The organism is Bordetella genomosp. 9 (assembly GCF_002261425.1).
Classification (GTDB): Bacteria; Pseudomonadota; Gammaproteobacteria; order Burkholderiales; family Burkholderiaceae_B; genus Bordetella_C.
In genome coordinates this window covers 942853-969205 of record NZ_NEVJ01000003.1, presented here as the reverse complement: position 1 = coordinate 969205, position 26353 = coordinate 942853, and the positions used below count along the sequence as shown (strand labels likewise).

Sequence of the window (26353 nt, the reverse complement as noted above, 5' to 3'; positions counted from 1 at the left end):
GCAGCACGATGACCCTGACCACCCTGGATCCCGATACGGCCGCCGGACAGGCGCCGGCGCGGCGCCGGCATCTGGGCCGCGCGACGCCGCGCGTCGAAGACCGCGCGCTGCTGACCGGCCGCGGCGGCTACGGCGACGATGCGGCGCTGCGGCCCGGCACGCTGCACGCGGCGGTGGTGCGTTCGCCGCACGCGCATGCCCGGCTGCGGGAGGTCCGCGCCGCGCGCGCCGAGGCCATGCCCGGCGTACGCGCGGTGCTGACCGGCGCCGACGTGCGGCGCTGGTCCAAGCCCTTCATCGTCGGCGTCAAGCAGCCGATGGACTTGTGGGCGTTGGCGGTGGACAAGGTGCGCTACGTGGGCGAGCCCGTGGCCGTGGTGGTCGCGGAAAGCCGCTACCTGGCGGAAGACGCGGCGGAACTGGTGGAAGCCGACTATGAGCCGCTGGGGCCGGTGACCGACATCGAAAGCGCCATCGCGGCCGACGCGCCCGTCCTGCACGAGCAGGTGGGCAGCAACGTGGTCAGCGACCGCAGCTTCCGCTACGGCGATCCGGAAGCCGCCTTCGCGGCCGCGCCCCGGCGCATCGCGCTGACCCTGCGCTATCCGCGCAATTCCTGCACGCCCATCGAGACCGCGGTGGTGGTGGCGCAGTTCCTTTCCGAGCAGGACGGCTACGACGTCCAGTCCAACTTCATGGGGCCGTTCTCGCTGCACACGGTGATGGCCATGGCCCTGAAGATACCGGGCAACCGGCTGCGCCATCGCACCTTTCCCGATTCCGGCGGCAGCTTCGGCGTCAAGCAGGCGGTGATGAGCCCGGTCGTGCTGATGTGCCTGGCCGCGCGCAAGGCCGGCGCGCCGGTGAAGTGGGTGGAAGACCGGCTGGAGCACCTGGCGGCCGCCACGTCGGCCACCGCGCGCCTGTGCCATGCGGAAGCGGCGATCGACCATGACGGGCGCATCCTGGCCCTGTCGCTGGACCAGTTCGACGACTGCGGCGGCTACCTGCGCGCGCCCGAGCCCGCCACCTTCTACCGGATGCATGGCTGCCTGACCGGTGCCTATGCGATCGAACACCTGCGGGTGCGCAATCGCGTGGTGCTGACCAGCAAGACGCCCACCGGCCTGGTGCGCGGTTTCGGCGGGGCGCAGACGTACTTCGTGCTGGAGCGGCTGGCGCAACGCATCGCGGTCGAATTGAAGATGGATCCGCTGGATGTCTACCGGCGCAACTTCATTCCCCGCGACGCCTTTCCCTACCGCGCCGCCGCGGGCGCCCTGATCGATTCCGGCGATTACCAGCAGGCGCTGGAGATGGCCGTGCGCGAAGGCGGGCTGGACGAGCTGCGCGCCCGCCAGGCGGCCGCGCGTGCGCAGGGACGGCTCTACGGCATCGGCTTCGCGGCCATCGTCGAGCCGTCGATTTCCAACATGGGCTACATCACCACCGCCTTGACGCGCGAGCAGCGCGCCAAGGCCGGTCCCAAGAACGGCGGTATCGCCGCGGCCACCGTGGCCATCGATCCGCTGGGCGGCATCACCGTCACCGTGGCGTCGTCGCCGGCGGGGCAGGGGCATCGCACGGTGTGCGCCCAGGTGGCCGCCGAGGTGTTCGGCGTGGCCATCGAAGACGTGATGGTGAACGTGGAGTTCGACACCACCAAGGATGCGTGGTCGGTCGCCGCGGGCAACTATTCCAGCCGTTTCGCCGGCGCCGTGGCGGGCACGCTGCACATCGCCTGCCAGCGGCTGCGCGACAAGCTGGCGCGCATCGCCGCCGCGGCGCTGGCGTGCGACGCGGACGACGTGGTGTTCGAGGACGGCAAGGTCTATCCGCGCCATGACCCGGCGCGCGGCCTGCCGTTCGCCCGCTTCGCCGCCGGTCCGCACTGGGCGCCCGGATTGCTGCCCGCGGGCGAGGCGCCGGGACTGCGCGAGACGGCGTTCTGGACGCCGCCGCAGCTCACGCCGCCGGACGACGACGATCGCATCAACACGTCGGCCGCCTATGGCTTCGCCTTCGATATCTGCGCCGTGGAAGTGGATCGCGACACCGGCCGGGTGCGCATCGATCGCTACGTCACCACGCACGACGCCGGCACGCTGTTGAACCCGGCGCTGGCCGATGGACAGATACGCGGCGCCTTCGCCCAGGGCCTGGGCGCGGCGCTGATGGAAGAATTCCGCTACGGCGATGACGGCAGCTTCCAGTCCGGCACCTTCGCCGACTACCTGGTGCCGACCACCTGCGAGGTCCCCGAGCCGGTGATCCTGCATCTGGAGACGCCCAGCCCCTACACGCCGCTGGGCGCCAAGGGCCTGGGCGAGGGCAACAACATGAGCACGCCGCCCTGTATCGCGAACGCGGTGGCCGATGCGCTGGGTTGCGAGGACATCGAACTGCCCTTGACGCCGGCGCGCGTGATGGCGCTGATCGGCATCGACGATCCGCCGCCGTCCGCCGCGGTCGCCACCTCCGACACCAAGCCCGCCGGCCGCGCCGGCGGCGCCGATGCCAAGGGCAAGGCCTTGTCGGCGCGCGGCGAGATCGCGCTGTCGGCAACGCCTCAGGCGGTCTTCGACGTACTGATGGATCCCGCGGCGCTGGCGCGCGTGATTCCCGGCTGCCATGCCCTGGAGGAGATCGGACCGCACCGCTATCGGGCCGACGTGACCGTGGGCGTGGGCATGATCAAGGCCCGCTACGCCGCCGAGGTGGCGCTGAGCGACCTGGATCCGCCGCATCGCCTGCGGCTGGCGGGCTCGGGCCTGTCGAGCATGGGTGCCGCGCAGGGCAGCGGCGTGGTGTCGCTGGAACCGCGCGATGGCGGCTGCCTGCTGCGCTACGACTATGAAGCCCAGGTATCCGGCAAGGTGGCCGCGGTGGGCGGCCGCATGCTGGAGGGGGCCGCCAAGATCGTCTTGCGGCAACTGTTCGAGCAACTGGGCCGGCAGGCCGCCGGCGTCGCGGCCACGGCGGCGCCGCGACCTTCCTGGCTGCGCCGGCTGCTGCGCCGCCTGGGAGTCTCGCGATGAAGCCGGCCGCCTTCGATTACCTGCGCGCCGACAGCGCCGACGAGGCCGTGGAGCTGCTGGGCAGGCTGGGCGAGGACGCCCGCATCCTGGCCGGCGGGCAATCGCTGATGGCCGTGCTGAACATGCGCCTGGCCCAGCCGGCCGCCTTGATCGATATCTCGCGCACGGCGGACCTGGACTATGTGCGCGCGGACGGCGGCGTGCTGGCGGTGGGCGCCGCCGCGACGCAGGCCAGCGTGGAGTGGCGCGCAAGCCTGGCGCATGAGGTCCCGCTGCTGCAGCGGATATTCCCCTATATCTCGCACTTCCAGATCCGCAATCGCGGGACGGTATGCGGGTCGGTGGCCCATGCCGATCCCAGCGCGGAACTGCCGCTGGCGCTGCTGGCGCTGGGCGGCGAAGTCGTGCTGCGGCGCGCCGCCGAAAAGCGCACGGTGGCGGCCGAGGATTTCTTCCAGGGCATGCTGATGACGGCGCGCGCGCCGGACGAGCTGCTGCAGGAAGTGCGCTTTCCGCTGGCCGCGGCCGGACAGCGCTGCGCCTTCACCGAGTTTTCCGCGCGCCACGGCGATTTCGCCATCGTCGCGGTGGCGGCCGTCGCCGGTCCCGGCGGGCTGCGCCTGGCCGTCGGCGGTGTGGCGGATCGGCCGCGGCTGGCGTGCTGGCCGGCCGATCTGCGCGGCGCCGACCTGGAAAGCGCGCTCAACGATTTTGCCTGGCAGCTGGACGCGCAGGGAGACGCGCATGCCAGCGCCAGCTTCCGCCGCCACCTGGTGCGGCGGCTGGGCGCGCAGGTGCTGCGCGAGGCCACGGAGACAAGGAACCCATGAAGCAGATCGCCCGCGACAGCCTGCACACGGTGCGGCTGCAATTGAATGGCGTCGAGCGCGGCGCGGCCTGCGCGTCGCGCACGCTGCTGTCGGATTTCCTGCGCGAAGGCCTGGGTGCGACGGGCACCCACGTCGGCTGCGAGCACGGCGTCTGCGGCGCCTGCACCGTGCAGATCGACGGCGTCGCCCAGCGTTCCTGCATGACGTTGGCGGTGCAGGCCGACGGCCGGCGCATCGACACGGTGGAAGGATTGTGCGACGCCGACGGGCCGCTGTCCGACCTGCAGGCGGCTTTCCAGCGCCACCACGCGCTGCAGTGCGGTTTCTGCACGGCCGGCATCCTGATGTCCTGCGACGACTTCCTGCGGCGGCGTCCGGATCCGACCGAGGCGGAAGTGCGCGAGATGCTGTCCGGCCATCTCTGCCGATGCACGGGCTACACGTCCATCGTGCGCGCGGTGCTGGAAACCGCCGCGCAACGCGGCGCCGCGCCGACTCTCTCTGTCACATCGTCCACGGGATCCTGACATGCTCGACCTGGGAAGAACTTTTCTGCAAAGCGTGGAGCGCAGTCCGCACGCACTGGCACTGGTCGACGGCGACCTGCGCCTGGATTACGCCGCATGGCATGGGCAGATCGCACGCACGGTCGCCGGCCTGCGGCAGCTGGGACTGGCCCACGGGGATCGGCTGTTGTCGGTCCTGCAGAACCGCCACCAGGCGGCCACGCTGCACTGGGCCTGCCAGTTCATGGGCGTCACCATGGTGCCGCTGAACTGGCGCGCCAAGCCGGAGGAAGTCGATTACTGCGTGACGGACGCCGAGGCCAGGGCGGTGTTCTTCGAGCCGGCCAGCCAGGACGCCGTACTGGGCAGCGTCGCCGCCCAACCGCTGCCGCGCATCGCCGTGGACCTGCCGCCCGCCGCCGCGTCGCCGGCGCGCGCCGGCAAGGACCTGGCCTGGGACGCGCTGCTGGACAACGCCGGCGCCACGCTGGAACCCGAAGCGCGGGCCGACGATTTTTCCCTGATGCTGTATACGTCCGGCACGACCGGCAAGCCCAAGGGCGTGCCGCGGCGTCACCGGCAGGAACGCGCCGCCGCGCTGGCCCACGTGGCGCAGAACCTGTACGCACGCGGCGAACGCACGCTGGGCGTCATGCCGCTGTACCACACCATGGGCGTGCGCTCGCTGCTGGCCATGGCCCTGGTCGATGGCGTTTTCGCCTGCATGCCGCGTTTCGATACGGCCGGCGCGCTGGCGCTGATCGAACACGAACGGCTGACCTGCCTCTACCTGGTGCCGACGCTCTACCACGACATGATGGTGCAGCGCGAGCGGCAGGGCGGCGGCACGGGGCCCGGCCCGGACCTGGCGTCCGTCGACAAGCTGGGCTTTGCCGGCGCGCCCATGCAGGACGCGCTGCTGCAGCGCCTGCAGCGCGCTTTCCAGCCGCGCCTGTTCGTCAACCACTACGGCTCGTCCGAGGTCTACACCTTTTCCATCGACCAGGATGCCCTGCGCAAGCCCGGCAGCGCCGGTCGCGCCGGCATCAACACCCGCCTGCGCGTGGTGCGGCTGGACGCGCGCGGCGCGCATGACGTCGCCGCCGTGGGCGAAGAAGGGCAGATCATCGTCGACCTGAGCGGCGACGAGGCTTTCGAAGGCTATTGGAAGCGGCCGGACGCCGACGCCAAATCGCTGCGTGACGGCTGGTACTACACCGGCGACATCGGCTACCTGGACGCGGACGGCGACCTGTTCGTGACCGGCCGCGTCGACGACATGATCATCAGCGGCGGCGAAAACATTTCGCCCGTCGACATCGAATCGGTGATCTCGCTATGCCCCGGCGTGGCGGAAGTGGCCGTCGCCGGCCTGCCCGACGAGCGCTGGGGCCAACGCGTCGTGGCCTTCGTGACGCGCAGCGACGCGCGTCCCGCGCTGGACGCACAGGCCCTGGACACGCACTGCCGGCAATCGGACCTGCCCAACTTCAAGCGTCCGCGCGAATACGTCTTCGTCGCCGAGATTCCCAAATCGCCCGTGGGCAAGATCCTGCGACGCAAGCTGGCCGCAGGCGAATACCAGGCCCTGGGTACGCCGTGCGGCCCCGCCGGCTCGGCCCCATCCAACCCTGTCCGAGAAACATCATGAGCACCAGCGCATCTTCCAATTCGGCATCCGGCGCGCCCTTCAGGGACCTGCGCCACTGGCTGGCCCACCTGGCGGACACCGGCCGCCTGGCGGTCGTACGCGAAGGCGTGCCCCTGAAGCACCGCCTGGCGGCCATCGCCAAGCGCCTGGACGGCAAGCAGGCGGCGTATTTTCCCAAGCCGGACGGGCATGCCGTGCCCGTGGTATCGGGATTCATGGCGCGCCGCGCCTGGATCGCGGAAGCCATCGGCGTATCCGAGTCCCAGTTGCTGCAGCGCTTCCGCGACGCGGCCGAACATCCGCTGCCGTGGCAGGAAATCCCCCAGGACCAGGCGCCGTGCCAGCAGGTCGTCCACCGCGAAGGCGCGGTCCGCGACATCCTGCCCATCCCCACGCACAGCGAGCATGACAACGGCCCCTACATCACCGCCGGCCTGGTCATCGCGCGCAATCCCGTGACCGGCGCGCAGAACGTGTCGATACACCGCATCCAGGTGCACGCGCCGACCCGCATGGCGATCCTGATCCTGCCGCGCCATTTGTGGGCCTTCTACAAGGAGGCGGAAGCGCGCAAGCAGCCGCTGGAAGTCGCCGTGGCGATCGGCGTCGATCCCCTGACCATGCTCGCCTCGCAGGCCATCGCGCCGCTGGACAGCGATGAAATGGAGATCGCCGGTGCCCTGCACGGCGCGCCGCTGAGGGTGGTCAAGTGCCGGACCAACGACGTACGCGTGCCGGCCGACTGCGAGATCGTCATCGAAGGCCGCATCATGCCGGGCGACCTGGAGCCCGAAGGACCTTTCGGCGAATTTCCCAAGTACTACAGCGCCCGCGAGCAGCGCGAGGTCATCTCGGTGGACGCCATCACGCACCGCCGCGACCCGATCTACCACACCATTGTTCCGGCGGAGATGGAGCATCTGCTGCTGGGATCGATTCCGCGCGAGGCGACGCTGCTGGCGCATCTGCAGCGCAGCTTTCCCAACGTGCTGGACGTGCACCTCGCGATCGGCGGAGTAGGGCGCTATCACCTCTACGTAAAGCTGCGCAAGACGCACGAGGGCCAGCCCAAGAACGTGATCTGCGCCGCCTTCGGCGCCCACTATGACATCAAGCAGGTCATCGTGGTGGACGACGACGTGGAAGTGCACGATCCGCAGCAGGTGGAATGGGCGGTGGCCACGCGCTTCCAGGCGGACCGCGACCTGGTGGTGATACCCGGCGCGCAAGGGTCCGTGCTCGATCCTTCCACCACGGTCGGCTGGAACCACGCCGATGGCGAGACGGCGCCGGCCCACCAGCAGGGCATCAGCGCCAAGATGGGCCTGGACGCCACCCGGCCGGTGGTCTACCACGAGCACGTGTTCACCAAGGTGCGCGTGCCGGGCGAGGACGACGTGGACCTGGCCGCGGAAATCGACACGGCCGCGCGCGTGGATTTCGCCACCGGCGGTGTGCGGCGATGACACGGCGGCTGATCGTCGCGATCACGGGCGCCAGCGGCGCCGTGTACGGGGTGCGCCTGCTGCAGGTGCTCAAGGCCATGCCGGGGTGGGAGACGCATCTGGTGATGTCGGCCTCCGGCGCGCTGACGGCCGCGCAGGAACTGGACATGCGCCGCGGCGACATCGAAGCCCTGGCCGACGTCGTGCACAACGTGAAGAACATCGGCGCGGCGGTCTCCAGCGGCTCGTTCCGGACCGCCGGCATGGTGGTCGCGCCGTGCTCCATGAAAACGCTGGCCAGCGTCGCCCACGGGCTGGCCGACAACCTGGTCAGCCGCGCGGCCGACGTGGTGCTGAAAGAGCGCCGCCGGCTGGTGCTCATGGTGCGCGAGACGCCGCTGAACCTGGCCCACCTGCAGAACATGACCGCCGTCACGCAGATGGGCGGCATCATCCTGCCGCCCGTGCCCGCCTTCTACGCGCGGCCCACGTCGATCGACGACATGGTCGACCACACGGTCGGCCGCGTGCTGGACCTCTTCGACATCGAACCCGCCGGCCTGGTACGGCGCTGGGAAGGATTGCGTCCTTCTCCTGGCGCCGGCGACGCCGCGGATAACGCCCTTTGAACATCGCCCTTTGAACATCCCGAGAATCAGGAGATTGCCCCGATGCCGCAAATCAACCATCCCGCCCACACGCTGCTCGACGAACTCGACGGCTTCCAGGTCCACGTCGACGCCGCCCGGGCGCGTGCCGACATCGTGCTGGAGCGGCCGCCGTTCAACATCATCTCGATGCCCGAACGCGACCAGCTGCGGCTGGTATTCGAGGCCCTGGATGCCGACGATCGCGTGCGCGTCATCGTGCTGCGCGCCGTCGGCGATCATTTTTCCAGCGGCGGCGACATCAAGGGCTTCCTGGAAGCCTCGCCCGAGCACGTGTCCAAGCTGGCCTGGAACATCGCCGCGCCGGCCCGCTGCGGCAAGCCGGTGATCGCCGCCAACCGAGGCTACTGCTTCGGCGTCGGCTTCGAAATCTCCCTGGCCTGCGACTTCCGCCTGGTGACCGAGACGACGCAATACGCCTTGCCGGAACAGAAGCTGGGCCAGATTCCCGGCTCCGGCGGTTCCGCCCGCCTGCAGAAGATGGTCGGCATCACGCGCACCAAGGACGTCGTGATGCGCTCGCGCCGCATTTCGGGCCAGCAGGCCTATGACTGGGGCATCGCCACGGAAATCGTGCCGAACGGCGAACTGGAAGCGGCGACCGACCGCTTGGTCGCCGAACTGGTGGGCTTCTCGCCGCTGGCGCAGCGCACCGCCAAGAAGCTGTTGAACGACACGGAGGACGCCTCGCTGTCCGCGTCCATCGAGCTGGAAGGACATTGCTACAGCCGCTTGCGCAGCAGCGACGATTTCCGCGAAGGGGTCGAAGCCTTCCACGGCAAGCGCGCGCCGACCTTCCGCGGCAGCTGAGCAGGGACATCGGACGGCACACGCCGGGCGCGCGCCGCCATCACCAACGAACAGGAAGACCCGAATGCCCGTGGAATCGGCCCTGTCCATCGCCGACCTGGCGGACGCCGCCCGGCGCCGCCTGCCGCCCAGCATCTATGGCTACGTGAGCGGCGCGAGCGAGGATCACGCCTCGCTGCGCGCCAATCGCCAGGCCTACGATCGCTGGCGTTTTCTGCCACGTCCGCTGGTGGACGTGTCGGCGCGATCGCAAGCAGTCGAACTGTTCGGCGTGCGCTATGCGTCGCCGGTCGGCATCAGCCCGATGGGGGTCGTCAGCCTGTGCGGCTATGACGGCGACGTGGCGCTGGCGCGGGCGGCACGCGCCGCGCAGGTGCCCTTCGTGCTCAGCGCGGCGTCCACCACGCCGCTGGAGCGCGTCGCCGCCGCCAACCCGGACATGTGGTACCAGGGTTACCTGCCCGCGAATCGCGACGTCATCGCGCCCCTGCTGCAAAGGCTGGAGCGGGCGGGCATCGCGGTGCTGGTGGTGACCGTGGACGTGCCTATCGCATCCACCCGCGAAAACGAACTGCGCAACGGTTTCAGCATTCCCTTGCGGTTGAGCCCGCGCCTGTTGTGGGGCGGGGCGATCCGCCCGCACTGGGCGCTGCGGACCTTCGCGCGCACCTTGCTGCGCCAGGGCATTCCGCATTTCGAGAACTTCACCGCCGAGCGCGGCGGGCCCATCGTGGCCGCGGCGCGCGGCGACCATCGGGCGGGACGCGCCGCCATGACTTGGCAGGAAATCGCCTGGATACGCGAACGCTGGAAAGGCCGCCTGCTGGTCAAGGGCGTATTGCGCGCGCAGGACGCGGCGACCGCGTGCGCCATCGGCCTGGACGGCATTTTCGTGTCCAACCACGGCGGGCGGCAGCTGGACGGCAGCGTCGCGTCGCTGGACGCGCTGCCCGCCATTGCCGCCGCCGCGCCCGGGCTCACGCTGATCCTGGACGGCGGCATCCGCCGCGGCACCGACGTGCTCAAGGCGCTGGCGCTGGGCGCGCATGCGGCCTTCGTCGGCAGGCCGGCCCTGTACGGATTGGCGGCCGGCGGGCAGCGTGGCGCCGTCCACGCCCTGGCGCTGCTGCGGCGCGAGATCGACGTCGACCTGGCCTTGCTGGGCTGCCCCGACGTGGCGGGCCTTGGGCAGGATTTCCTGTGCCGCGCGGATGCGCTGCCGGGCGGCCCGCCTGGCGGCGACTGGCGCGTGGCGGGCAAGCCCATTCCTGGCGCCGATGCGGGCATGGCTCCCGACAACGCGGCCATGCGCGATGCCACCGAATACCGATAGAGGAGACAGCATGACCCCCAAGCAGCCCCCATCCCGCACCGGCGGCCAGATCCTGATCGACGCGCTACGCATCCATGGCGTGGACACCGCCTTCTGCGTACCCGGCGAAAGCTTCCTGGCGGCCATCGACGCGTTCCACGACGCGCGCGACGCCATCCGCCTGGTGGTATGCCGGCAGGAGGGCGGCGCGGCCCACATGGCCGAAGCGCACGGCAAGCTGACCGGCAAGCCCGGCATCTGCTTCGTGACCCGCGGCCCGGGCGCCACCAATGCCAGCATCGGCGTGCACACCGCGCGGCAGGACTCCACCCCGCTGATCCTGTTCATCGGCCAGGTCGCCCGCGACTGCATGGGCCGCGAAGCCTGGCAGGAAATCGACTATCGCCACATGTACGGCCACATCGCCAAATGGGTGGACCAGATCGACAGCGCCGCGCGCATTCCGGAATACATCAACCGCGCCTTCCACGTCGCCACGTCGGGCCGGCCGGGGCCGGTGGTGCTCGCGCTGCCCGAAGACATGCTGGCCGAAAGCGCCGCCGTCGCCGACAGCCCGCCGTTCCAGCGCGCCCAGGCCAGCCCGTCCGCCGACGCCATGCGGGAGATGGCGGCGCGGCTGGCGCGGGCGCGGCGTCCGCTGGCCATCCTGGGCGGCGGCGGCTGGACGCGCGACGCCAGCGACGACCTGGCGGCCTTCGCCACGGCCTTCGACCTGCCGGTGGCCTGCGCCTTCCGCCGCCAGGACCTGCTGGACAACCAGCATTCCCATTACGTCGGCGAAGCGGGCCTGGGCATGGACCCGCGCCTGGCGCAGCGCATCAGGGACGCGGACCTGATCCTGGCCATCGGCGCGCGCCTGGGCGAGACCACCACCAACGGCTATACCTTGCTGGACGTGCCGCGGCCCGCGCAAAGCCTGATCCACGTTCACGCGGATCCGGAAGAGCTGGGCCACGTCTACCATGCGGATCTCATCATGAACGCCGCGATGCCGGCCTTCGCCGCGGCCGCCGCGGCCTTGCCGGCGCCGGCCGCGCCCGCGCCGTGGCGGGCGTGGACGCAAGGCGCGCGAGACGACTATCTGGACAATCTGCAACCCGGCCCGATGCCCGGTCCCGTCGATATGGGCCGCGTCATGGTGCACCTGCGCGAGCAACTGCCAGCCGACACCATCGTCAGCAACGGCGCCGGCAATTACACCCTGTGGGTGCAGCGCTTCTACCAGTACCGCGGCATCCGCACCCAGCTGGCGCCCACCAGCGGCACCATGGGCTACGGCATGCCGGCGGCGGTGGCGGCCAAGCTGGCCCATCCCGATCGGACCGTGGTGTGCTTCGCCGGCGACGGCTGCTTCCTGATGAACGGGCAGGAGCTGGCCACCGCCGTGCAGTATGGCTTGAACATCCTGGTGATCGTGGTCAACAACGGCATGTACGGCAGCATCCGCATGCACCAGGAACGCCACTATCCCGGCAGGGTGTGCGCCACCGAGCTGCGCAATCCGGACTTCGCCCAGATGGCGCATGCCTATGGCGCGTACGGCGAGGTGGTCGAACGCACGGACGATTTCCCCGCTGCCCTGGCGCGCGCGCGTTCGGCCGGCACGCCTGCCTTGCTGGAGCTGCGCGTCAGCCAGGACGCGCTATCGCCGCGCCTGACCATTTCCGGCCTGCGCGGCGCGGCCGCCGGCTGAGCCCTTCACTGCGGCAAGGGCAACGCGGTCTGGTACTTCACCTGCTTGAGCGCGAAGCCCGAACGGATGTTCTTCACGCCCGGTATGCGCGACAGGTCGCTGACGATGAAGCGTTCCAGTCCGCGCATGTCCGGCACGACCACGCGCAACAGGTAATCGGCGTCGCCCGTCATCAGATAGCACTCCATGACTTCGGGATAGGCCGCCATCGCCTGCTGGAACCGTTCCAGTTCCGACTCGATCTGCTTCTCCAGGCTCACCTGGATGAACACGTTCAGGCTAAGGCCCAGCGCCAGCGGGTCGGCCAGCGCCACGTAGCCGCGTATCACGCCCGCCGCTTCCAGCGCCTTGACCCGTGCCAGGCAGGGCGATGGCGACAGATGGACGCGCCGCGCCAGCTCCACATTGGTGATGCTGGCGTCGGTCTGCAGGACCTCCAGTATGCGTCGATCGGTGGCGTCCAGGATGGGTGTCGGCATGAAATGCCTCCATGACTATACGTAGCAGCATTTTATGCCGCCTGCCTGCGATCTGGACGTTTATTTCGATGCCCTATGCCGGGCCGCCGCGTTTAGCATGATCACGGGTAATTCAGTCTTACATCACCCGATGGCGTGGCAAGGAGACCGGCATGTTCGATACCGATATGGCGCAGTGGGCGCGAAGCGCGGCAGGCGGCGCCGCGGGCGGCGCCCGCATTCCGCTGGACAGCGATCCCGTGGAAACCGGCGAATGGCGCGACGCGCTGGCCGCGCTGGTCGTGGCGGAAGGCCCCGATCGCGCCGCCTTCGTGCTCGAACAACTGCTGGCGCATGCCGCCCGGCTCGGCGTGCGGGGCCACGGCCCGGTCGCCTCGGCCTACCTGAACACCATCCCCGCGGACCAGGAGCCGCCGTTTCCCGGCGACCTGCGCATCGAAGAGCGCATCGCCTCCATCAACCGCTGGAACGCGCTGGCCATGGTGGTGCGCGCCAACCAGGCGCATGGGGAACTGGGCGGGCACATCGCCAGCTACGCATCGGCCGCGGATCTGTTCGAGGTGGGCTTCAACCATTTCTGGCGCGCGCCCACGGACGGCCACGGCGGCGACCTGGTGTACATGCAGCCGCATTCCGCCCCCGGGGTCTATGCGCGCGCGTTCCTGGAAGGCTTCCTGGGCGAGCCGGACCTGGCGCACTTCCGCCGCGAGATCACGGCGGCGGAGCACGGGCTGCGCGGCCTGTCTTCCTATCCGCATCCCTGGCTGATGCCGGACTTCTGGCAATTTCCCACCGGCTCCATGGGCATCGGCCCCATCAACGCCATCTACCAGGCGCGCTTCATGCGCTACCTGGAGCACCGCGGGCTGGCCGCGCCTTCGGATCGCAAGGTCTGGGGCATCTTCGGCGATGGCGAAATGGACGAGCCCGAATCGGTCGCCGCGCTGACCCTGGCCGCGCGCGAGCGCCTGGACAACCTGGTGTTCGTCGTCAACTGCAACCTGCAGCGCCTGGACGGGCCCGTGCGCGGCAACGGACGCATCATCGACGAACTGGAAACGCTGTACGCCGGTGCCGGCTGGAACGTCATCAAGCTGCTCTGGGGCGGCGACTGGGATCCGCTGCTGGCCCGCGATACCACGGGCGCGCTGGCGCGCGCGTTTTCCCATACCGTGGACGGCCAGTTCCAGACCTTTGCCGCCAAGGATGGCGCCTACAACCGCCGCCACTTCTTCGACCGCGATCCCGAGCTGGCGGCCCTGGTGGCCGATTGGTCGGACGAGGCCATCGACAGGCTGCGCCGCGGCGGCCACGACATCGCCAAGATCCACGCCGCCTATCACCGCGCGGTCCGGCATGCCGGCCAACCCACCGTGATCCTGGCGCAGACCAAGAAGGGCTACGGCATGGGCGAGGCGGGGCAGGGCAGGATGACCACGCACCAGCAAAAGAAGCTGGACGTGGAAGCGCTGCTGGCTTTCCGGGACCGTTTCGCATTGCCGATCAGCGACACCGATTGCGCGGCGCTGTCCTTCTATCGCCCCGATCCGGAAAGCGCCGAGATGCGCTATCTGCATGCGCGCCGCGCCGAGCTGGGCGGCTGCGTGCCGCGCCGCCGTTCGATCGCGCCGTCGCTGCCCACGCCGCCGGCCGACGCCTGGGCCGCCTTCGCGCTGGCGCCGCGCGGCAAGGAAATGTCGAGCACGATGGCCATCGTGCGCATGCTGACGGCCTTGCTGAAGGACGCCGACATCGGTCCGCGCATCGTCCCCATCGTGGCCGACGAGGCCCGCACCTTCGGCATGGCCAACCTGTTCCGCCAGATCGGGATCTACTCCTCGCAAGGCCAGCTCTACGAACCCGAGGACATCGGCTCGGTACTGCATTACCGCGAGGCGCACGACGGCCAGATCCTGGAAGAAGGCATCACCGAAGCCGGCGCGCTGTCGTCGTGGATCGCGGCGGGGACGAGCTATTCGGTCAACGGCCTCCCCATGTTGCCGTTCTACATCTACTACTCGATGTTCGGTTTCCAGCGCGTCGGCGACCTGATCTGGGCGGCGGCGGACCAGCGCACGCGCGGCTTCCTGGTCGGCGCCACGTCGGGCCGCACCACCCTGGGCGGCGAAGGCCTGCAGCACCAGGACGGCAGCAGCCATATCGTGGCGGCGACCATTCCCAACTGCCGCGCCTACGATCCCGCCTTCGCCTACGAGGTCGCGGTGATCGTCGAAGCCGGCCTGCAACGCATGCTGCGCGAACAGCGCGACGAGTTCTATTACCTGACCGTCACCAACGAGAACCTGCCGCAGCCGGACATGCCGGATGGCGCCGACGTGCGCGACGGCATCCTGCGCGGCATGTACCGCCTGCGGCCGGCCGATGGCGAGCCGGCCATCCGCCTGCTGGCCGCGGGCGCCCTCGTGGCCGAGGCGGTGACCGCCGCCCGACGCCTGCGTGCAGACCACGGCATCGAAGCCGAGGTCTGGAGCGTGACGAGCTTTTCCGAACTGGCGCGCGACGCGCGCACCGTGGAGCGCGCGCGCCTGCTGGGCCAGGACACGGCGCCGTCCTGGATCGAATCGCAATGGCGGGCCTCGCCGCTGCCGACGCTGGCCGCGAGCGATTACGTGCGGAATGTCCCGGAACAGATACGGCCGTGGGTGGGCGCGCCTTACCGCACGCTGGGCACGGATGGCTTCGGGCGCAGCGACACCCGGGCGCGCCTGCGCGATTTCTTCGAAGTCGGCGCGGATTGGCAGGTGTTGAGCGCGCTGGTGCTGCTGGGACGGGACGATGACGCGGCCGCCCTGCGCGCAGGGCTCGTCAGCGACTACCGCGCCATGCCGCCCTGGGAGCATTAACCCTGCAATAAGTAGGGCCGCATCAGCTATTTCAGTCGGTTTCAACCCCGATGGCGTGCAAGGGCGCTGCGCTACCCTTACCCTGGCGTGACCACTGGTGCTGCAGCCGCTCGGTCAGGAACTCGACGAATATGCGGGTCTTGACGGGCAGCAAGCGGGTTTCCGTCACCGCGTATACGGGAAAGGGCCCTACCTCCCAGTCCGGCAGCACACGCTGCAGCCGGCCGGCCGCCACTTCCTGCGACGCGCTGACGTCGCTCAGCACCGCGATGCCCGCGCCCAGCGTCGCCAGCCGCCGTAGCATGCTGGCGCTGTTCAGCGAGAAGCGCTTTCCCGGATGGAATTCGACACGTTCGCCGTTCCTGTGCAGCGGCCACGGAGTCACCCGCGCGCCCAAGGTCGCGCGGAACTCCATGCACTCATGTATCGTCAGATCGTCGGGCTGCTTCGGTACGCCGCGGCTGGCCAGGTACTCCGGCGACGCGTACAGGTAGACCGATATCGATCCGAGCAGCCGCGCGATATGGGTGGACGTTTGCCGCTCGCCGATCTCGATGGCCACGTCGCAGGACAGGAAGACCTTGCCCGCGTGCTCGGGGGCCGCCATGTCCAGGTGGAAGGTGACGTCGGGATAGCGGCGCGAGAATGCCATCAGCGATTCGGCCAGGAAGTCGGTGCCGAAGTCCACCGGCATGTTGACGCGCAACGGCCCGGCCGGCGTACTGGCCAGGCCCTGGATTTCCTCGTCGGCGATCTGCGCTTCGGCAACGATGTGCTGGCAGCGTTCGAAGTAGCGCGACCCCGCATCGGTCAATTCGACCTTGCGCGTCGTGCGGCTGAGCAGCTGCACGCCCAGCGACCGCTCCAGTTCCGCCACCTGGCGGGACAGGGTGGACTTGGGGATGCCGAGGACCAGGGCGGCGCGGCTGAAGCTTTTCGCGCGCGCGACTTCGACGAAGAGCTCCATGGTTTGCAGGCGTTTTGTCATGGCGTAATTTTCCACCGATTGTCTCACCAGTGGAACTATGTTTTCGTGGCCCCGGTCTTTGTTACGCGGATGGAATAGTGCAAAATCTGGGCTTTTGCAATGCAGCAACGCGGGCGCGGCGCGCCACCGACCGCATTGCCGTGATAGTGACGACGGCGGGCGTTTGCCAGCCGCCTCCAGCAGGAATCAGGAAATGCATCTTATGAATAAGAAGACTGCCGCGCGCGCGGCCGCGGCGACCGCCGCTGGCGTGCTTGCGCTCACGCTGGCTGCTTGCGGCAAGAAGGACAACGCGGCCCCAGCCGCGGCCAAGCCCACCGTCGGCGTGGTGACCGTGCAGGCGCAGCCCGTGTCGCTGACCACGGAACTGCCTGGCCGCACATCGGCATTCCGGGTAGCGGAAGTGCGTCCGCAGGTGAACGGCATCGTCCTCAAGCGCCTGTTCACGGAAGGCGGCACGGTCAAGGCCGGCCAGCAGCTGTACCAGATCGATCCTGCCCTGTACCAGGCCACGCTGGACAGCCAGCGCGCCGCGCTGGCGCGCGCCGAAGCCCAGGTCAAGACCGCCACGCTGCTGGCGGAGCGCTACAAGCCGTTGACGGAAACGCGCGCCATCAGCCGCCAGACCTACGACGACGCCGTGGCAACGCGCGACCAGGCCAAGGCCGACGTGCTGTCCGCCAAGGCCGCCGTCGACACCGCGCGCATCAACCTGGTCTACACCAAGGTGCTGTCGCCCATCGAAGGCATCATCGGCCGCTCCACCGTCACGGAAGGGGCGCTGGTGACGGCCAACCAGACCACTGCGCTGGCCTCCATCCAGCAGATCGACCCCATCTACGTCGACGTCGTGCAGTCCAGCGTGCAGCTGCTGCGCCTGCAGGACCAATTGGCCAAGGGCGAGATCAAGCGCGCCGCCGGCGAGCAGGCCGCCCAGGTCGGCCTGACGCTGGAAGACGGCACGCAGTACAACCATGACGGCAAGCTGCAGTTTTCCGAAGTGACGGTGGACCAGAGCACGGGCTCGGTCACGCTGCGGGCGGTGTTCCCCAATCCCGAACATCGGCTGCTGCCGGGCATGTTCGTCCGCGCCAAGCTGGTCGACGGCGTGGCCACCGAAGGCCTGCTGGTGCCGCAGCGCGGCGTTTCTCGCAACCAGCGCGGCGCGCCCATCGCCTATGTCGTCGACGCCCAGAACAAGATCCAGACGCGCGACCTGGTCACCGACCGCGCCATCGGCGCCAATTGGCTGGTGACCAGCGGCCTGAAGCCCGGCGACAAGGTGGTGGTCGAAGGCCTGCAAACCATACGCCCGGGCATGGAAGTGGCCCCGCACGAGGTCAGCGCGCAGCCGGCTTCCCCGGCGCCGGCCCCGGCCGCGCCGGCCCAGTAAGACCGGCAAGGAGTTTCGAGCATGGCTAAGTTTTTTATCGAAAGGCCGGTTTTCGCCTGGGTGATCGCCATCGTCATGATGCTGGCGGGCGCGCTGTCCATCCTGAATCTGCCGATATCCCAGTATCCCGCGATCGCGCCGCCGTCCATCAGCATCCAGGTGAACTACCCGGGCGCCTCGGCGCAGACGGTGCAGGACACGGTGGTGCAGGTCATCGAACAGCAGATGAACGGCCTGGACAACCTGGAATACCTGAGTTCGGAAAGCGCCGCCGACGGCAGCGTGACCATCACGCTGACCTTCGGCCAGGGCACCAACCCCGACACCGCCCAGGTGCAGGTGCAGAACAAGCTGTCGCTGGCGCAGCCCCTGCTGCCGCAGGAAGTGCAGCAGCAGGGCATCCGGGTCACCAAGGCGACCAAGAACTTCCTGATGGTGGCGGGCTTCATCTCGACCGACGGCAGCATGTCGCGCGCCGACCTGTCCGACTACGTGGCGTCCTACATCCAGGATCCCATCAGCCGTACCTCCGGCGTGGGCGACTTCCAGCTCTTCGGCGCGCAGTACGCCATGCGCATCTGGCTGGATCCCGCCAAGCTGCTGAACTACAACCTGACCACCATCGACGTGGTCAATGCGATCTCCACGCAGAACGTGCAGGTGTCGACCGGGCAACTGGGTGGCCTGCCGGCGGTGCGCGGCCAGGACCTGACCGCGACCATCATCGGGCCCAGCCGGCTGCAGACGGCGGATCAGTTCGCCAACATCCTGATCAAGGTCAATCCGGACGGCTCGCAGGTGCGCCTGCGCGATGTCGGCAGCGTCGCGCTGGGCGCGCAGAGCTACACCATCGACAGCCAGTACAACGGCAAGCCGGCGGCCGGCCTGGCGATCAAGCTGGCCAGCGGCGCCAATGCCCTGGACACCGCCGAGGCGATCCGCCACACCATCGACGGGCTCAAGCCCTTCTTCCCGCCGGGCATGGAGGTGGTCTACCCGTACGACACCACGCCCTTTGTCGAATTGTCCATCGAGGACGTATTCAAGACCCTGGGCGAAGCCATCGTGCTGGTGTTCCTGGTCATGTACCTGTTCCTGCAGAACCTGCGCGCCACGCTGATTCCGACATTGGCGGTGCCGGTCGTGCTGCTGGGCACCTTCGGCGTGCTGGCGGCATTCGGCTATTCCATCAATACGCTGACGATGTTCGGCATGGTGCTGGCCATCGGCCTGCTGGTGGACGACGCCATCGTGGTGGTGGAAAACGTCGAGCGCGTGATGGCCGAAGAAGGGCTGACGCCGCGCCAGGCCACGCGCAAGTCCATGGATCAGATCACGGGCGCGCTGGTGGGCATTGCCATGGTGCTGGCCGCCGTGTTCATTCCGATGGCCTTCTTCGGCGGGTCCACCGGGGTGATCTACCGGCAGTTCTCCATCACCATCGTGTCGTCGATGGCGCTGTCGGTGCTGGTCGCGCTGGTCTTCACGCCGGCGCTGTGCGCCACGCTGCTCAAGCCCATCGAGAAAGACCATCACGAAGCCAAGACCGGCTTCTTCGGCTGGTTCAACCGTGCCTTCAATCGCGGCAGCCATGGCTACGCCAACACCGTCGCGCGCGTGCTGAACCGCACGCCGCGCCTGATGCTGATCTACGCGCTGATCGTGGCCGGCATGGTGTTCCTGTTCATGCGCATCCCGACGTCCTTCCTGCCTGACGAGGACCAGGGCATCCTGTTCGTGCAGGTCGCCACGCCCTCGGGCGCCACCGCCGAACGCACGCAGGTGGTCATCGACCAGGCCACCAAGTACCTGCTCGAAAACGAGAAGGACACGGTGGCGTCGGTGTTCGCCATCAACGGCTTCAACTTCGGCGGCCGTGGCCAGAACGCCGGCATGATGTTCGTGAAGCTGAAGGACTGGGGCGACCGGTCGGAGGCGCGCCAGAAGATCGGCGCGCTGGCGGCGCGCGCCTCGGGGTATTTCGCCAAGAACATCCGCGACGCGCAGGTGGCCGCCTTCGCGCCGCCGGCCGTGCTGGAACTGGGCAACGCCACCGGCTTCGACTTCATGCTGCTGGACCGCGCGGGCCTGGGCCACGACGCGCTGCTGAACGCCCGCAACAAGCTGCTCGGCGACGCCGCCAAGAGTCCCATCCTGGCCGGCGTGCGGCCCAACAGCGTGGAAGACGCGCCGCAATACCGCTTGAACATAGACCGCGAAAAGGCGCGGGTGCTGGGGGTTTCCATCCAGGACCTGAACAGCGTCCTGACCACGGCCTGGGGCTCGACCTACGTCAACGATTTCATCGACCGCGGCCGCGTCAAGAAGGTGTACGTGCAAGGCGTGCCCAGTTCGCGCATGCTGCCCGACGACCTGAACAAGTGGTACGTGCGCAACGCGCAGGGCGACATGGTGCCGTTCTCGGCCTTCGCGTCGGCCGAATGGAGCTACGGTCCGCAGAAGCTGAACCGCTACAACGGCGTGCCAGCCTATGAAATCCTGGGCCAGCCGGCGCCCGGCCACAGCACCGGCGAAGCGATGGCGGAAATGGAACGCCTGGCCGCCACCATGCCGCCCGGCATCGGCTACGAGTGGACCGGCCTGTCGTACGAAGAGCGGCTGTCCGGCTCGCAGGCGCCCGCGCTGTACGCGATCTCGCTGATTGTGGTGTTCCTGTGCCTGGCCGCCCTGTACGAAAGCTGGTCGATACCCACGGCGGTGATGATGGTGGTCCCGCTGGGGATCATCGGCGCCCTGGCGGCCACGCTGTTGCGCGGATTGTCCAATGACGTCTACTTCCAGGTGGGTCTGCTGACCACGGTGGGGCTGGCGGCGAAGAACGCCATCCTTATCGTGGAATTCGCCAAGGAGCACTACGAGTCCGGCGCCAGCCTGACCGAAGCGGCGATCCACGCGGCGCGGCAGCGCCTGCGGCCCATCCTGATGACCTCGATGGCCTTCATCCTGGGGGTCGTGCCGCTGGCCATCTCCAGCGGCGCGGGTTCGGGCAGCCAGAACGCCATCGGCACGGGCGTGATCGGCGGCATGCTGACGGCGACCTTCCTGGCCATCTTCTTCGTGCCGACCTTCTTCGTCGCGATGCTGCGCCTGTTCAAGGTCAAGCGGCATGCCGAGCGCGGCGATCCGCACGATCCCAACGATCCGAAACACCGTTCGGCTCCGTCCGTCCCGGAAGGGGGAAACGCCGAATGACGACCACGAGCATGAGAACGACGTTGCGCTTTTCCCTCTCGGCCGCCTTCGTGGCGGCGCTGGCGGGCTGCACCCTGATGCCGGACTACGAGCGTCCCGCGGCGCCCATCGACGCCGCGTATCCCAGCGGTCCGGCGTACCGCTCGGCCAACCAGGCGGCCGTGCCCGCGGGCGGCGTCGCCACGGCCGACGTCGGCTGGCGCGAGTTCTTCACGGACCCGCTGCTGCAGCAGCTGATCACGCTGTCGCTGGAGAACAACCGCGACCTGCGCGTGGCCGCGCTCAACGTCGAGGCCGCGCGGGCGCAGTACCGCATCCAGCGTTCGGAACTGCTGCCGACGGTGGCGGTGGGCGCGCAGGAAACCGCGCAGCGTACGCCGGCCGATCTGTCGCGCAGCGGCAGCGCGGTGACCAGCCGCACCTATCAGGTGGGCGCCAGTATTTCGTCCTGGGAGCTGGACCTGTTCGGGCGCATCCGCAGCCTGAACGAGCAGGCGCTGCAGCTGTACCTGGCGCAGGACGAGACGCGCACAGCCACGCAGCTGTCGCTGGTTTCGGAAGTGGCCACCGCCTACCTGACCTTGCGCAGCGACCAGGAATTGCTGCAGTTGACGCGCGACACCTTGAAGAGCCAGCGCGATTCCTATGACCTGACCAAGCAGAGCTTCGACAACGACATCGCCACCGCGCTGGACCTGAGCCAGGCCGAGGTATCGGTGCGCACGGCCGAGCGCAACCAGGCCCAGTTCGAACGCCAGGTCGCGCAGGACATGAATGCGCTGGTGCTGCTGCTGGGCAATCCGCTGCCCCAGGACGTGCGGACCAGGCTGGAAACGCCGGCGGCCCTGAACGATGACATGATGCCCACCGCCTTGCCGGCCGGCCTGCCTTCCGAACTGCTCGAGCGCCGTCCGGATATCCGGGCCGCCGAGCATCAGCTGGAGGCCGCCAACGCCAATATCGGCGCGGCGCGCGCGGCCTTCTTCCCGACCATCTCGCTGACGGCCAGCGCGGGCACGGCCAGCGCCAGCCTGGGACGCCTGTTCGACGGCGGGCAGGGCGTATGGAGCTTCGCGCCGCAGATCGCGGTGCCGATCTTCGCGGGCGGTTCGCTGCAGGCCAACCTGGATCTGGCCAAGGTGCAGAAGCGCATCGAGATCGCCAACTACGAACGCGCCATCCAGTCGGCGTTTCGCGACGTGGCCGATGCGCTGGCCGGACGCGGCACGATCGACGACCAGATCCGCGCTCAGCAGTTGCTGGTGCAGGCCAACCAGCGCGCCTACGACCTGTCGCAGCAGCGTTTTCGGCAGGGCGTGGACAGCTACCTGAACGTGCTGGACTCGCAGCGCTCGCTGTACGACTCGCAGCAGGTCCTGGTGCAGACGCGCCTGTCGCGCCTGACCAATCTGGTGGACCTGTATCGGGTGCTGGGCGGCGGCTGGACGGAGCACACCGTCCAGGCGCAGCAGGCGCCGGCGCAGGCGGGCCAGGCGCCGGGGACGGTGGTCCAATAAGTGCGGCGCACGGGGCTGGCGGGGCCGGCGGAAAGGGCCGGCGGAACGCGCTGGCGCCCTGGCCAAGGGCGCCGGCACGCAAGGTCGGCCCTCAGCCTTCCGCGCTGTCCAGCGTGTAGCGCGCCCGCTCGTCCTGCGCCAGCCGTTCCGTCAGCCAGGGCATCGCCTCTTTCAGCTGGGCGGCCAGCGTCCAGGGCGGGTTCACCAGGAACATGCCGCTGCCATGCAGGCCGAAACCGTCCGCGGCCGGCTTCCTGACCGACAGCGACACGTGCAGCCAGCGCTTGCCGGCCTTCTCCAACTGGCGCGGCAGCTCCAGCGATTCCCGCCGCTGCACCTGCGGATACCACACGGCATATACGCCGGTGGCGAAACGCTTCAAGCCTTCCTTCAGGGCCAGCGCGACCCGCCGATAGTCCTGCTTGTCTTCGTAGGAAGGGTCGATCACCACCAGTCCCCGCCGCGGCGGGGGCGGCAGCAGGGCCTTCATGCCTTCGAAGCCGTCGGTGTCGTAGATGGTGGTCTGGCGCAGGGCCAGGCCGCCTTGTTTTTCCAGGTTGGCGACCAGCACCTCGGCTTCGGTCGGATGGGCCTCGAACAGGCGCAGGCGGTCGTGCTCGCGCAGCGCGTCCAGCGCCAGCCATGGCGAGCCGGGGTAGTGGCGCAGCCTGCCGTCGCGGTTGTAGTCGCGGACGCGCTCCAGGTAGCGGGCCACCAGGGGCGGCGCATCGGCCGCTTCCCACAGGCGGCCGACACCGTCGGCGAATTCGGCGTTCTTGTTGGCCCAATCGCTGTCCAGCCGGTACAGGCCGGCGCCGGCATGGGTGTCGATCACCCAATAGGGCGCATCTTTCTGCCCCAGGTAGTCCAGCACGTGGATCAGGATGGCGTGTTTGAGCACGTCGGCATGGTTGCCGGCGTGGAAGGCGTGGCGGTAGCTGAACAAGGCGGGGGCTCCGGGCTGGCGTGCCGTTCAGGCATCCGGCCGGATGGCCGCCAGTTCGTCGGTAAAGATGCCGTCCACGCCCCAGTCCAGCAACTGGCGGGCGCGGGCCGGATCGTTGACGGTCCAGGCCGTGAGCCGGTATCCCGCCGCGTGCACCATCTCGACCAGGTCCGGTGTGACGTCCTTCTGGTTGACGTTCAAGGCGATGCAATCGTGCTGCACCAGGCGGTCGCGCCAGTCCATGGGAATCTGCTCCACCAGCAGCCCGCGCGGCAGTTGCGGCGCCGCCACGTGCGCGGCGGCCAGGGCCACCTCGGAAAACGACGACAGCAGCGGGGGCACGGCAGCCTCGCGCCAGAGTTCGCGGGCGGCCAGCGCCACGGCGGTGCCCGTTTCACTGTCGCGGCCCGGACAGGGCTTGATTTCGACGTTGCTGGCGATGCCCTGTTCGATGGTGTAGCGGGCGACTTCCTCCAGTTTGGGGATGCGCGCCCCGGCGTAGGCGGGGGAATGCCAGGCGCCGGCATCCAGCGCGGCCAGTTCGGCGTAGGTCATGCCGGCGGCCGGGCCGTGTCCGTCGGTGGTGCGGTCGACGTCGTCGTCGTGCAGCAGGATCAGCGCATTGTCCTTGCTGAGCTTCACGTCGTATTCGAACATGCGGTAGCCGTGCCCGGCGCCGGCGCGCATGGCGGCCATGGTGTTTTCGGGCGCCAGTTTGCCGCCCCCGCGGTGGGCGATCAGGCGGGGATAGGGCCAGGCGGGAAGGGGAGTATCCATGACAGCGGTTCCTGTGCGATTCGTCGGCGCAATGCGCCAAGGATACCGCAGCGGATCACGCCTGCCGGAAGTGTTAAACTCCAGCGCGCTGATCCGGTACTAACCGTCAAGAAAGCGAGGCGAATCCGGTTCGCTTTTTTTTTGCGCCGGGCATGTGCTTTCACATGCGTTTTCACACGTCCGCCGCTACAGGGACCACATGTTCGATTTCATCCGCAACCATCAGCGTTGGATGCAGTTCATCCTGCTGATCCTGATCGTTCCGACCTTCGCCTTCTTCGGCGTGCAAAGCTACAGCAGCTTCATGTCCGAAGAGCCCAAGATGGCGACGGTGAACGGCAAGCCCATCACCCAACGCGAGTACGACCAGGCCCGGCGCGACCAGCTGGACCAGTACCGGCAGATGATGGGTGCGCAGTTCGACCCCGCGCTGTTCGACACGCCGGCCATGCGTGAACGGCTGCTGGATCAGCTGATCAACCAGCGCCTGCTGGCCGCCGCGGCCGCCGACAACCGGTTCTCCGTATCGGACGAAACCCTGCGCAATACGATCGCGTCGAATCCCGCCGTGCAGGACAACGGCAAGTTTTCCCCGGAACGCTACCGCGCCGCGCTGGCCGCGCAAGGCCTGACGCCCGCCGCTTTCGAAGCCGGGCTGCGCCGCGACCTGGCCGTGGGACGCGTGCTGGATCCGATCGCGCAGTCGGCCCGGCTGCCGGCCGAAGTGGCCGCATCCATCGACCATGCCTTGACCGAGACCCGCCACGTGGCCACGCGCCGCTTCGCCGCCGCCGACTACAAGGGCCAGGTCCAGGTCAGCGACGCCGACATACAGAAGTGGTACGACGACAACAAGCAGCAGTACCAGGTGCCGGACCAGGTCCAGGCCCAGTACGTGGTGCTGGATGAAGCCGCCGCCAGCGCCGGCATCAAGGTCAGCGACGACGACGTCGCCAAGTACTACGAGCAGAACAAGAGCCGCTTCGGCCAGCCCGAACGCCGCCGTGCCAGCCACATCATGATCAAGCTGACGGCGGACGCGAGCGACGCGCAGCGCAAGGCCGCTCGCGCCAAGGCCGACGAGATCGCCAGGCAGGCCGCCGCCAATCCGGGCGCGTTCGCCGATCTGGCCAAAAAGAATTCCGAGGACGCCGGCTCCGCCAGCAAGGGCGGCGACCTGGGCTGGATCGGCCCGGGCATGCTCACGCCCTCGCTGCAGAAAGCCATCGACGGCTTGCAGAAGGGGCAGGTGTCCGGCGTGATCGAGAGCCCGTTCGGCCTGCACGTCGTGCAGCTGACCGACCTGCAGCCGGCGCAGACCAAGCCGCTGGCGGAAGTCCGCGACCAGATCACCGAGGAAATCCGCAAGCAGGTCGCCGCATCGCGCTTTTCGGATATGGCGACCAAGCTGACGTCCCTGGTCTATGACCAGCGCGACAGCCTGCAGCCCGCCGCCGACGCGCTGGGCCTGAAGATCCGCCAGGCCGGCGGCATCACCCGCACCGGCCTGCTGCCGCAGGACCAGGCGGGCCCGGGCGCGGCTTCGGCCAGCCCCGATTCGGCCCTGCTGGACAACCCGCGCGTGCGCCAGGCGCTGTTCAGCCCCGAAGTCCTGCGCGACAAGCAGAACTCGGGCGTGATCGAGCTTTCCTCCGACACCATGGTGGTGGTCCGCGTGGCCGCCAACACGCCGGCCCACGTGCCTCCGCTGGATCAGTTGAAGGACAAGATCCGCCAGCGCCTGATCGAAACGCGTGCCGCGGACGCCGCCGCCAAGGCGGGCCAGCAGGCGCTGGAAGCCCTGCGCAAGAATCCCGCGGCGCCCGCCGATGGCTTCGGCAACGCGGTGGATGTGTCGCGGCAGAATACGCAGAACATGGCGCGGCCGGTGCTGGACGCCGTCATGCGCGCTCCGGCCACGCCGCTGCCGTCCTACGCTGGCGCGCGCGATGGCGACGACTACGTGGTCGCGCGCATCGACAAGGTGGAGCCCGGCAAGACCGACGCGGACGCCCTGGCCAGCCTGAAGCAGCAGCTGTCGGGCGCCTGGGGCCAGGCCGAGAACGAAGCCGTGCTGAAAATGCTGCGCCAGCAGTACAAGGTGGAAATCGCGCCGGAAGCGCAGCGCGTCCTGCAGGGCGGCGACACCGAGCAGCAGACGGGCTGATCGCCGGGCGCGGCGGGATCCAGGCCCGCCGCCCC

General features: G+C 68.9%; 18 protein-coding genes. 14 read left to right on the top strand and 4 right to left on the bottom strand.

Going from position 1 to position 26353, the window contains the following annotated elements:
* Positions 1 to 8 precede the first annotated feature (8 nt).
* The 9 genes from CAL26_RS15500 to CAL26_RS15460 all read left to right on the top strand — a co-directional run bounded on the left by CAL26_RS15500 (position 9) and on the right by CAL26_RS15460 (position 11974).
* Positions 9 to 3038 carry a xanthine dehydrogenase family protein molybdopterin-binding subunit gene (locus tag CAL26_RS15500; RefSeq protein ID WP_094847763.1) on the top strand — a complete coding sequence of 1010 codons (3030 nt, stop codon included), beginning with the start codon at positions 9 to 11 and terminating at the stop codon, positions 3036 to 3038.
* Entirely contained in the window at positions 3035 to 3868 is an 834-nt protein-coding gene (locus CAL26_RS15495; RefSeq protein ID WP_094847762.1) for an FAD binding domain-containing protein, read from the top strand. Before CAL26_RS15500 ends, CAL26_RS15495 begins: the two co-directional genes overlap by 4 nt.
* Positions 3865 to 4395, top strand: a complete 531-nt coding sequence (locus tag CAL26_RS15490; protein WP_094847761.1) for a (2Fe-2S)-binding protein — start codon at positions 3865 to 3867, stop codon at positions 4393 to 4395. The genes CAL26_RS15495 and CAL26_RS15490 overlap by 4 nt, the downstream gene beginning before the upstream one ends.
* A 1-nt stretch (position 4396) precedes the next feature.
* Complete coding sequence (locus tag CAL26_RS15485) at positions 4397 to 6025, top strand: AMP-binding protein (RefSeq protein ID WP_094847760.1); 1629 nt, start codon at positions 4397 to 4399, stop codon at positions 6023 to 6025.
* Positions 6022 to 7491: a UbiD family decarboxylase gene (locus CAL26_RS15480; RefSeq protein ID WP_094847759.1), complete on the top strand. Its 1470-nt coding sequence runs from the start codon at positions 6022 to 6024 to the stop codon at positions 7489 to 7491. Before CAL26_RS15485 ends, CAL26_RS15480 begins: the two co-directional genes overlap by 4 nt.
* On the top strand, positions 7488 to 8099 hold the full coding sequence (locus CAL26_RS15475; protein WP_094847758.1) for a UbiX family flavin prenyltransferase: 612 nt from the start codon (positions 7488 to 7490) through the stop codon (positions 8097 to 8099). The genes CAL26_RS15480 and CAL26_RS15475 overlap by 4 nt, the downstream gene beginning before the upstream one ends.
* Positions 8100 to 8141: 42 nt before the next feature.
* The gene (locus CAL26_RS15470; RefSeq protein WP_094847757.1) at positions 8142 to 8948 is read left to right on the top strand and encodes an enoyl-CoA hydratase/isomerase family protein; all 807 of its coding nucleotides are present in this window, start codon (positions 8142 to 8144) and stop codon (positions 8946 to 8948) included.
* 64 nt (positions 8949 to 9012) lie between these two features.
* A complete protein-coding gene (locus CAL26_RS15465) occupies positions 9013 to 10281 on the top strand; it encodes an alpha-hydroxy acid oxidase (protein WP_094847756.1) in 1269 nt (422 codons plus the stop codon).
* Positions 10282 to 10291: 10 nt separating this feature from the next.
* Positions 10292 to 11974, top strand: a complete 1683-nt coding sequence (locus CAL26_RS15460; protein ID WP_094847755.1) for a thiamine pyrophosphate-binding protein — start codon at positions 10292 to 10294, stop codon at positions 11972 to 11974.
* Positions 11975 to 11979: 5 nt separating this feature from the next.
* On the opposite strand, the gene CAL26_RS15455 is transcribed toward CAL26_RS15460, so the two are convergent.
* The gene (locus CAL26_RS15455) at positions 11980 to 12453 is read right to left on the bottom strand and encodes an Lrp/AsnC family transcriptional regulator (protein WP_094847754.1); all 474 of its coding nucleotides are present in this window, start codon (positions 12451 to 12453) and stop codon (positions 11980 to 11982) included.
* A 167-nt stretch (positions 12454 to 12620) separates the two neighbouring features.
* Between CAL26_RS15455 and mdeB the strand changes: the two genes are divergently transcribed.
* Entirely contained in the window at positions 12621 to 15317 is a 2697-nt protein-coding gene (gene mdeB / locus CAL26_RS15450; RefSeq protein WP_094849901.1) for an alpha-ketoglutarate dehydrogenase, read from the top strand.
* A 31-nt stretch (positions 15318 to 15348) separates the two neighbouring features.
* On the opposite strand, the gene CAL26_RS15445 is transcribed toward mdeB, so the two are convergent.
* Positions 15349 to 16284 carry a LysR family transcriptional regulator gene (locus tag CAL26_RS15445; RefSeq protein ID WP_094849900.1) on the bottom strand — a complete coding sequence of 312 codons (936 nt, stop codon included), beginning with the start codon at positions 16282 to 16284 and terminating at the stop codon, positions 15349 to 15351.
* Positions 16285 to 16507: 223 nt separating this feature from the next.
* On the opposite strand from CAL26_RS15445, the gene CAL26_RS15440 reads away from it, so the two are divergent.
* Genes CAL26_RS15440 through adeC form a run of 3 tightly spaced genes read left to right on the top strand, consistent with a single transcriptional unit; the run spans position 16508 to position 22428 of the window.
* Positions 16508 to 17698, top strand: a complete 1191-nt coding sequence (locus CAL26_RS15440; protein ID WP_094847753.1) for an efflux RND transporter periplasmic adaptor subunit — start codon at positions 16508 to 16510, stop codon at positions 17696 to 17698.
* A 21-nt stretch (positions 17699 to 17719) separates the two neighbouring features.
* Positions 17720 to 20911, top strand: a complete 3192-nt coding sequence (locus CAL26_RS15435; RefSeq protein WP_094847752.1) for an efflux RND transporter permease subunit — start codon at positions 17720 to 17722, stop codon at positions 20909 to 20911.
* Positions 20908 to 22428, top strand: coding sequence for an AdeC/AdeK/OprM family multidrug efflux complex outer membrane factor (gene adeC, locus CAL26_RS15430; RefSeq protein WP_444876510.1), 1521 nt, complete (start codon positions 20908 to 20910; stop codon positions 22426 to 22428). Before CAL26_RS15435 ends, adeC begins: the two co-directional genes overlap by 4 nt.
* A gap of 91 nt (positions 22429 to 22519) precedes the next feature.
* Here the strand turns inward: adeC and CAL26_RS15425 are convergent, their stop codons facing one another.
* Both CAL26_RS15425 and ugpQ read right to left on the bottom strand, forming a co-directional pair.
* The gene (locus tag CAL26_RS15425) at positions 22520 to 23374 is read right to left on the bottom strand and encodes a 23S rRNA (adenine(2030)-N(6))-methyltransferase RlmJ (protein ID WP_094847751.1); all 855 of its coding nucleotides are present in this window, start codon (positions 23372 to 23374) and stop codon (positions 22520 to 22522) included.
* A gap of 27 nt (positions 23375 to 23401) precedes the next feature.
* Entirely contained in the window at positions 23402 to 24151 is a 750-nt protein-coding gene (gene ugpQ, locus CAL26_RS15420) for a glycerophosphodiester phosphodiesterase (RefSeq protein ID WP_094847750.1), read from the bottom strand.
* 199 nt (positions 24152 to 24350) lie between these two features.
* Here ugpQ and CAL26_RS15415 point away from each other — a divergent pair, with 199 nt between their 5' ends.
* Positions 24351 to 26318 carry a SurA N-terminal domain-containing protein gene (locus tag CAL26_RS15415; protein ID WP_094847749.1) on the top strand — a complete coding sequence of 656 codons (1968 nt, stop codon included), beginning with the start codon at positions 24351 to 24353 and terminating at the stop codon, positions 26316 to 26318.
* Positions 26319 to 26353: the final 35 nt, after the last annotated feature.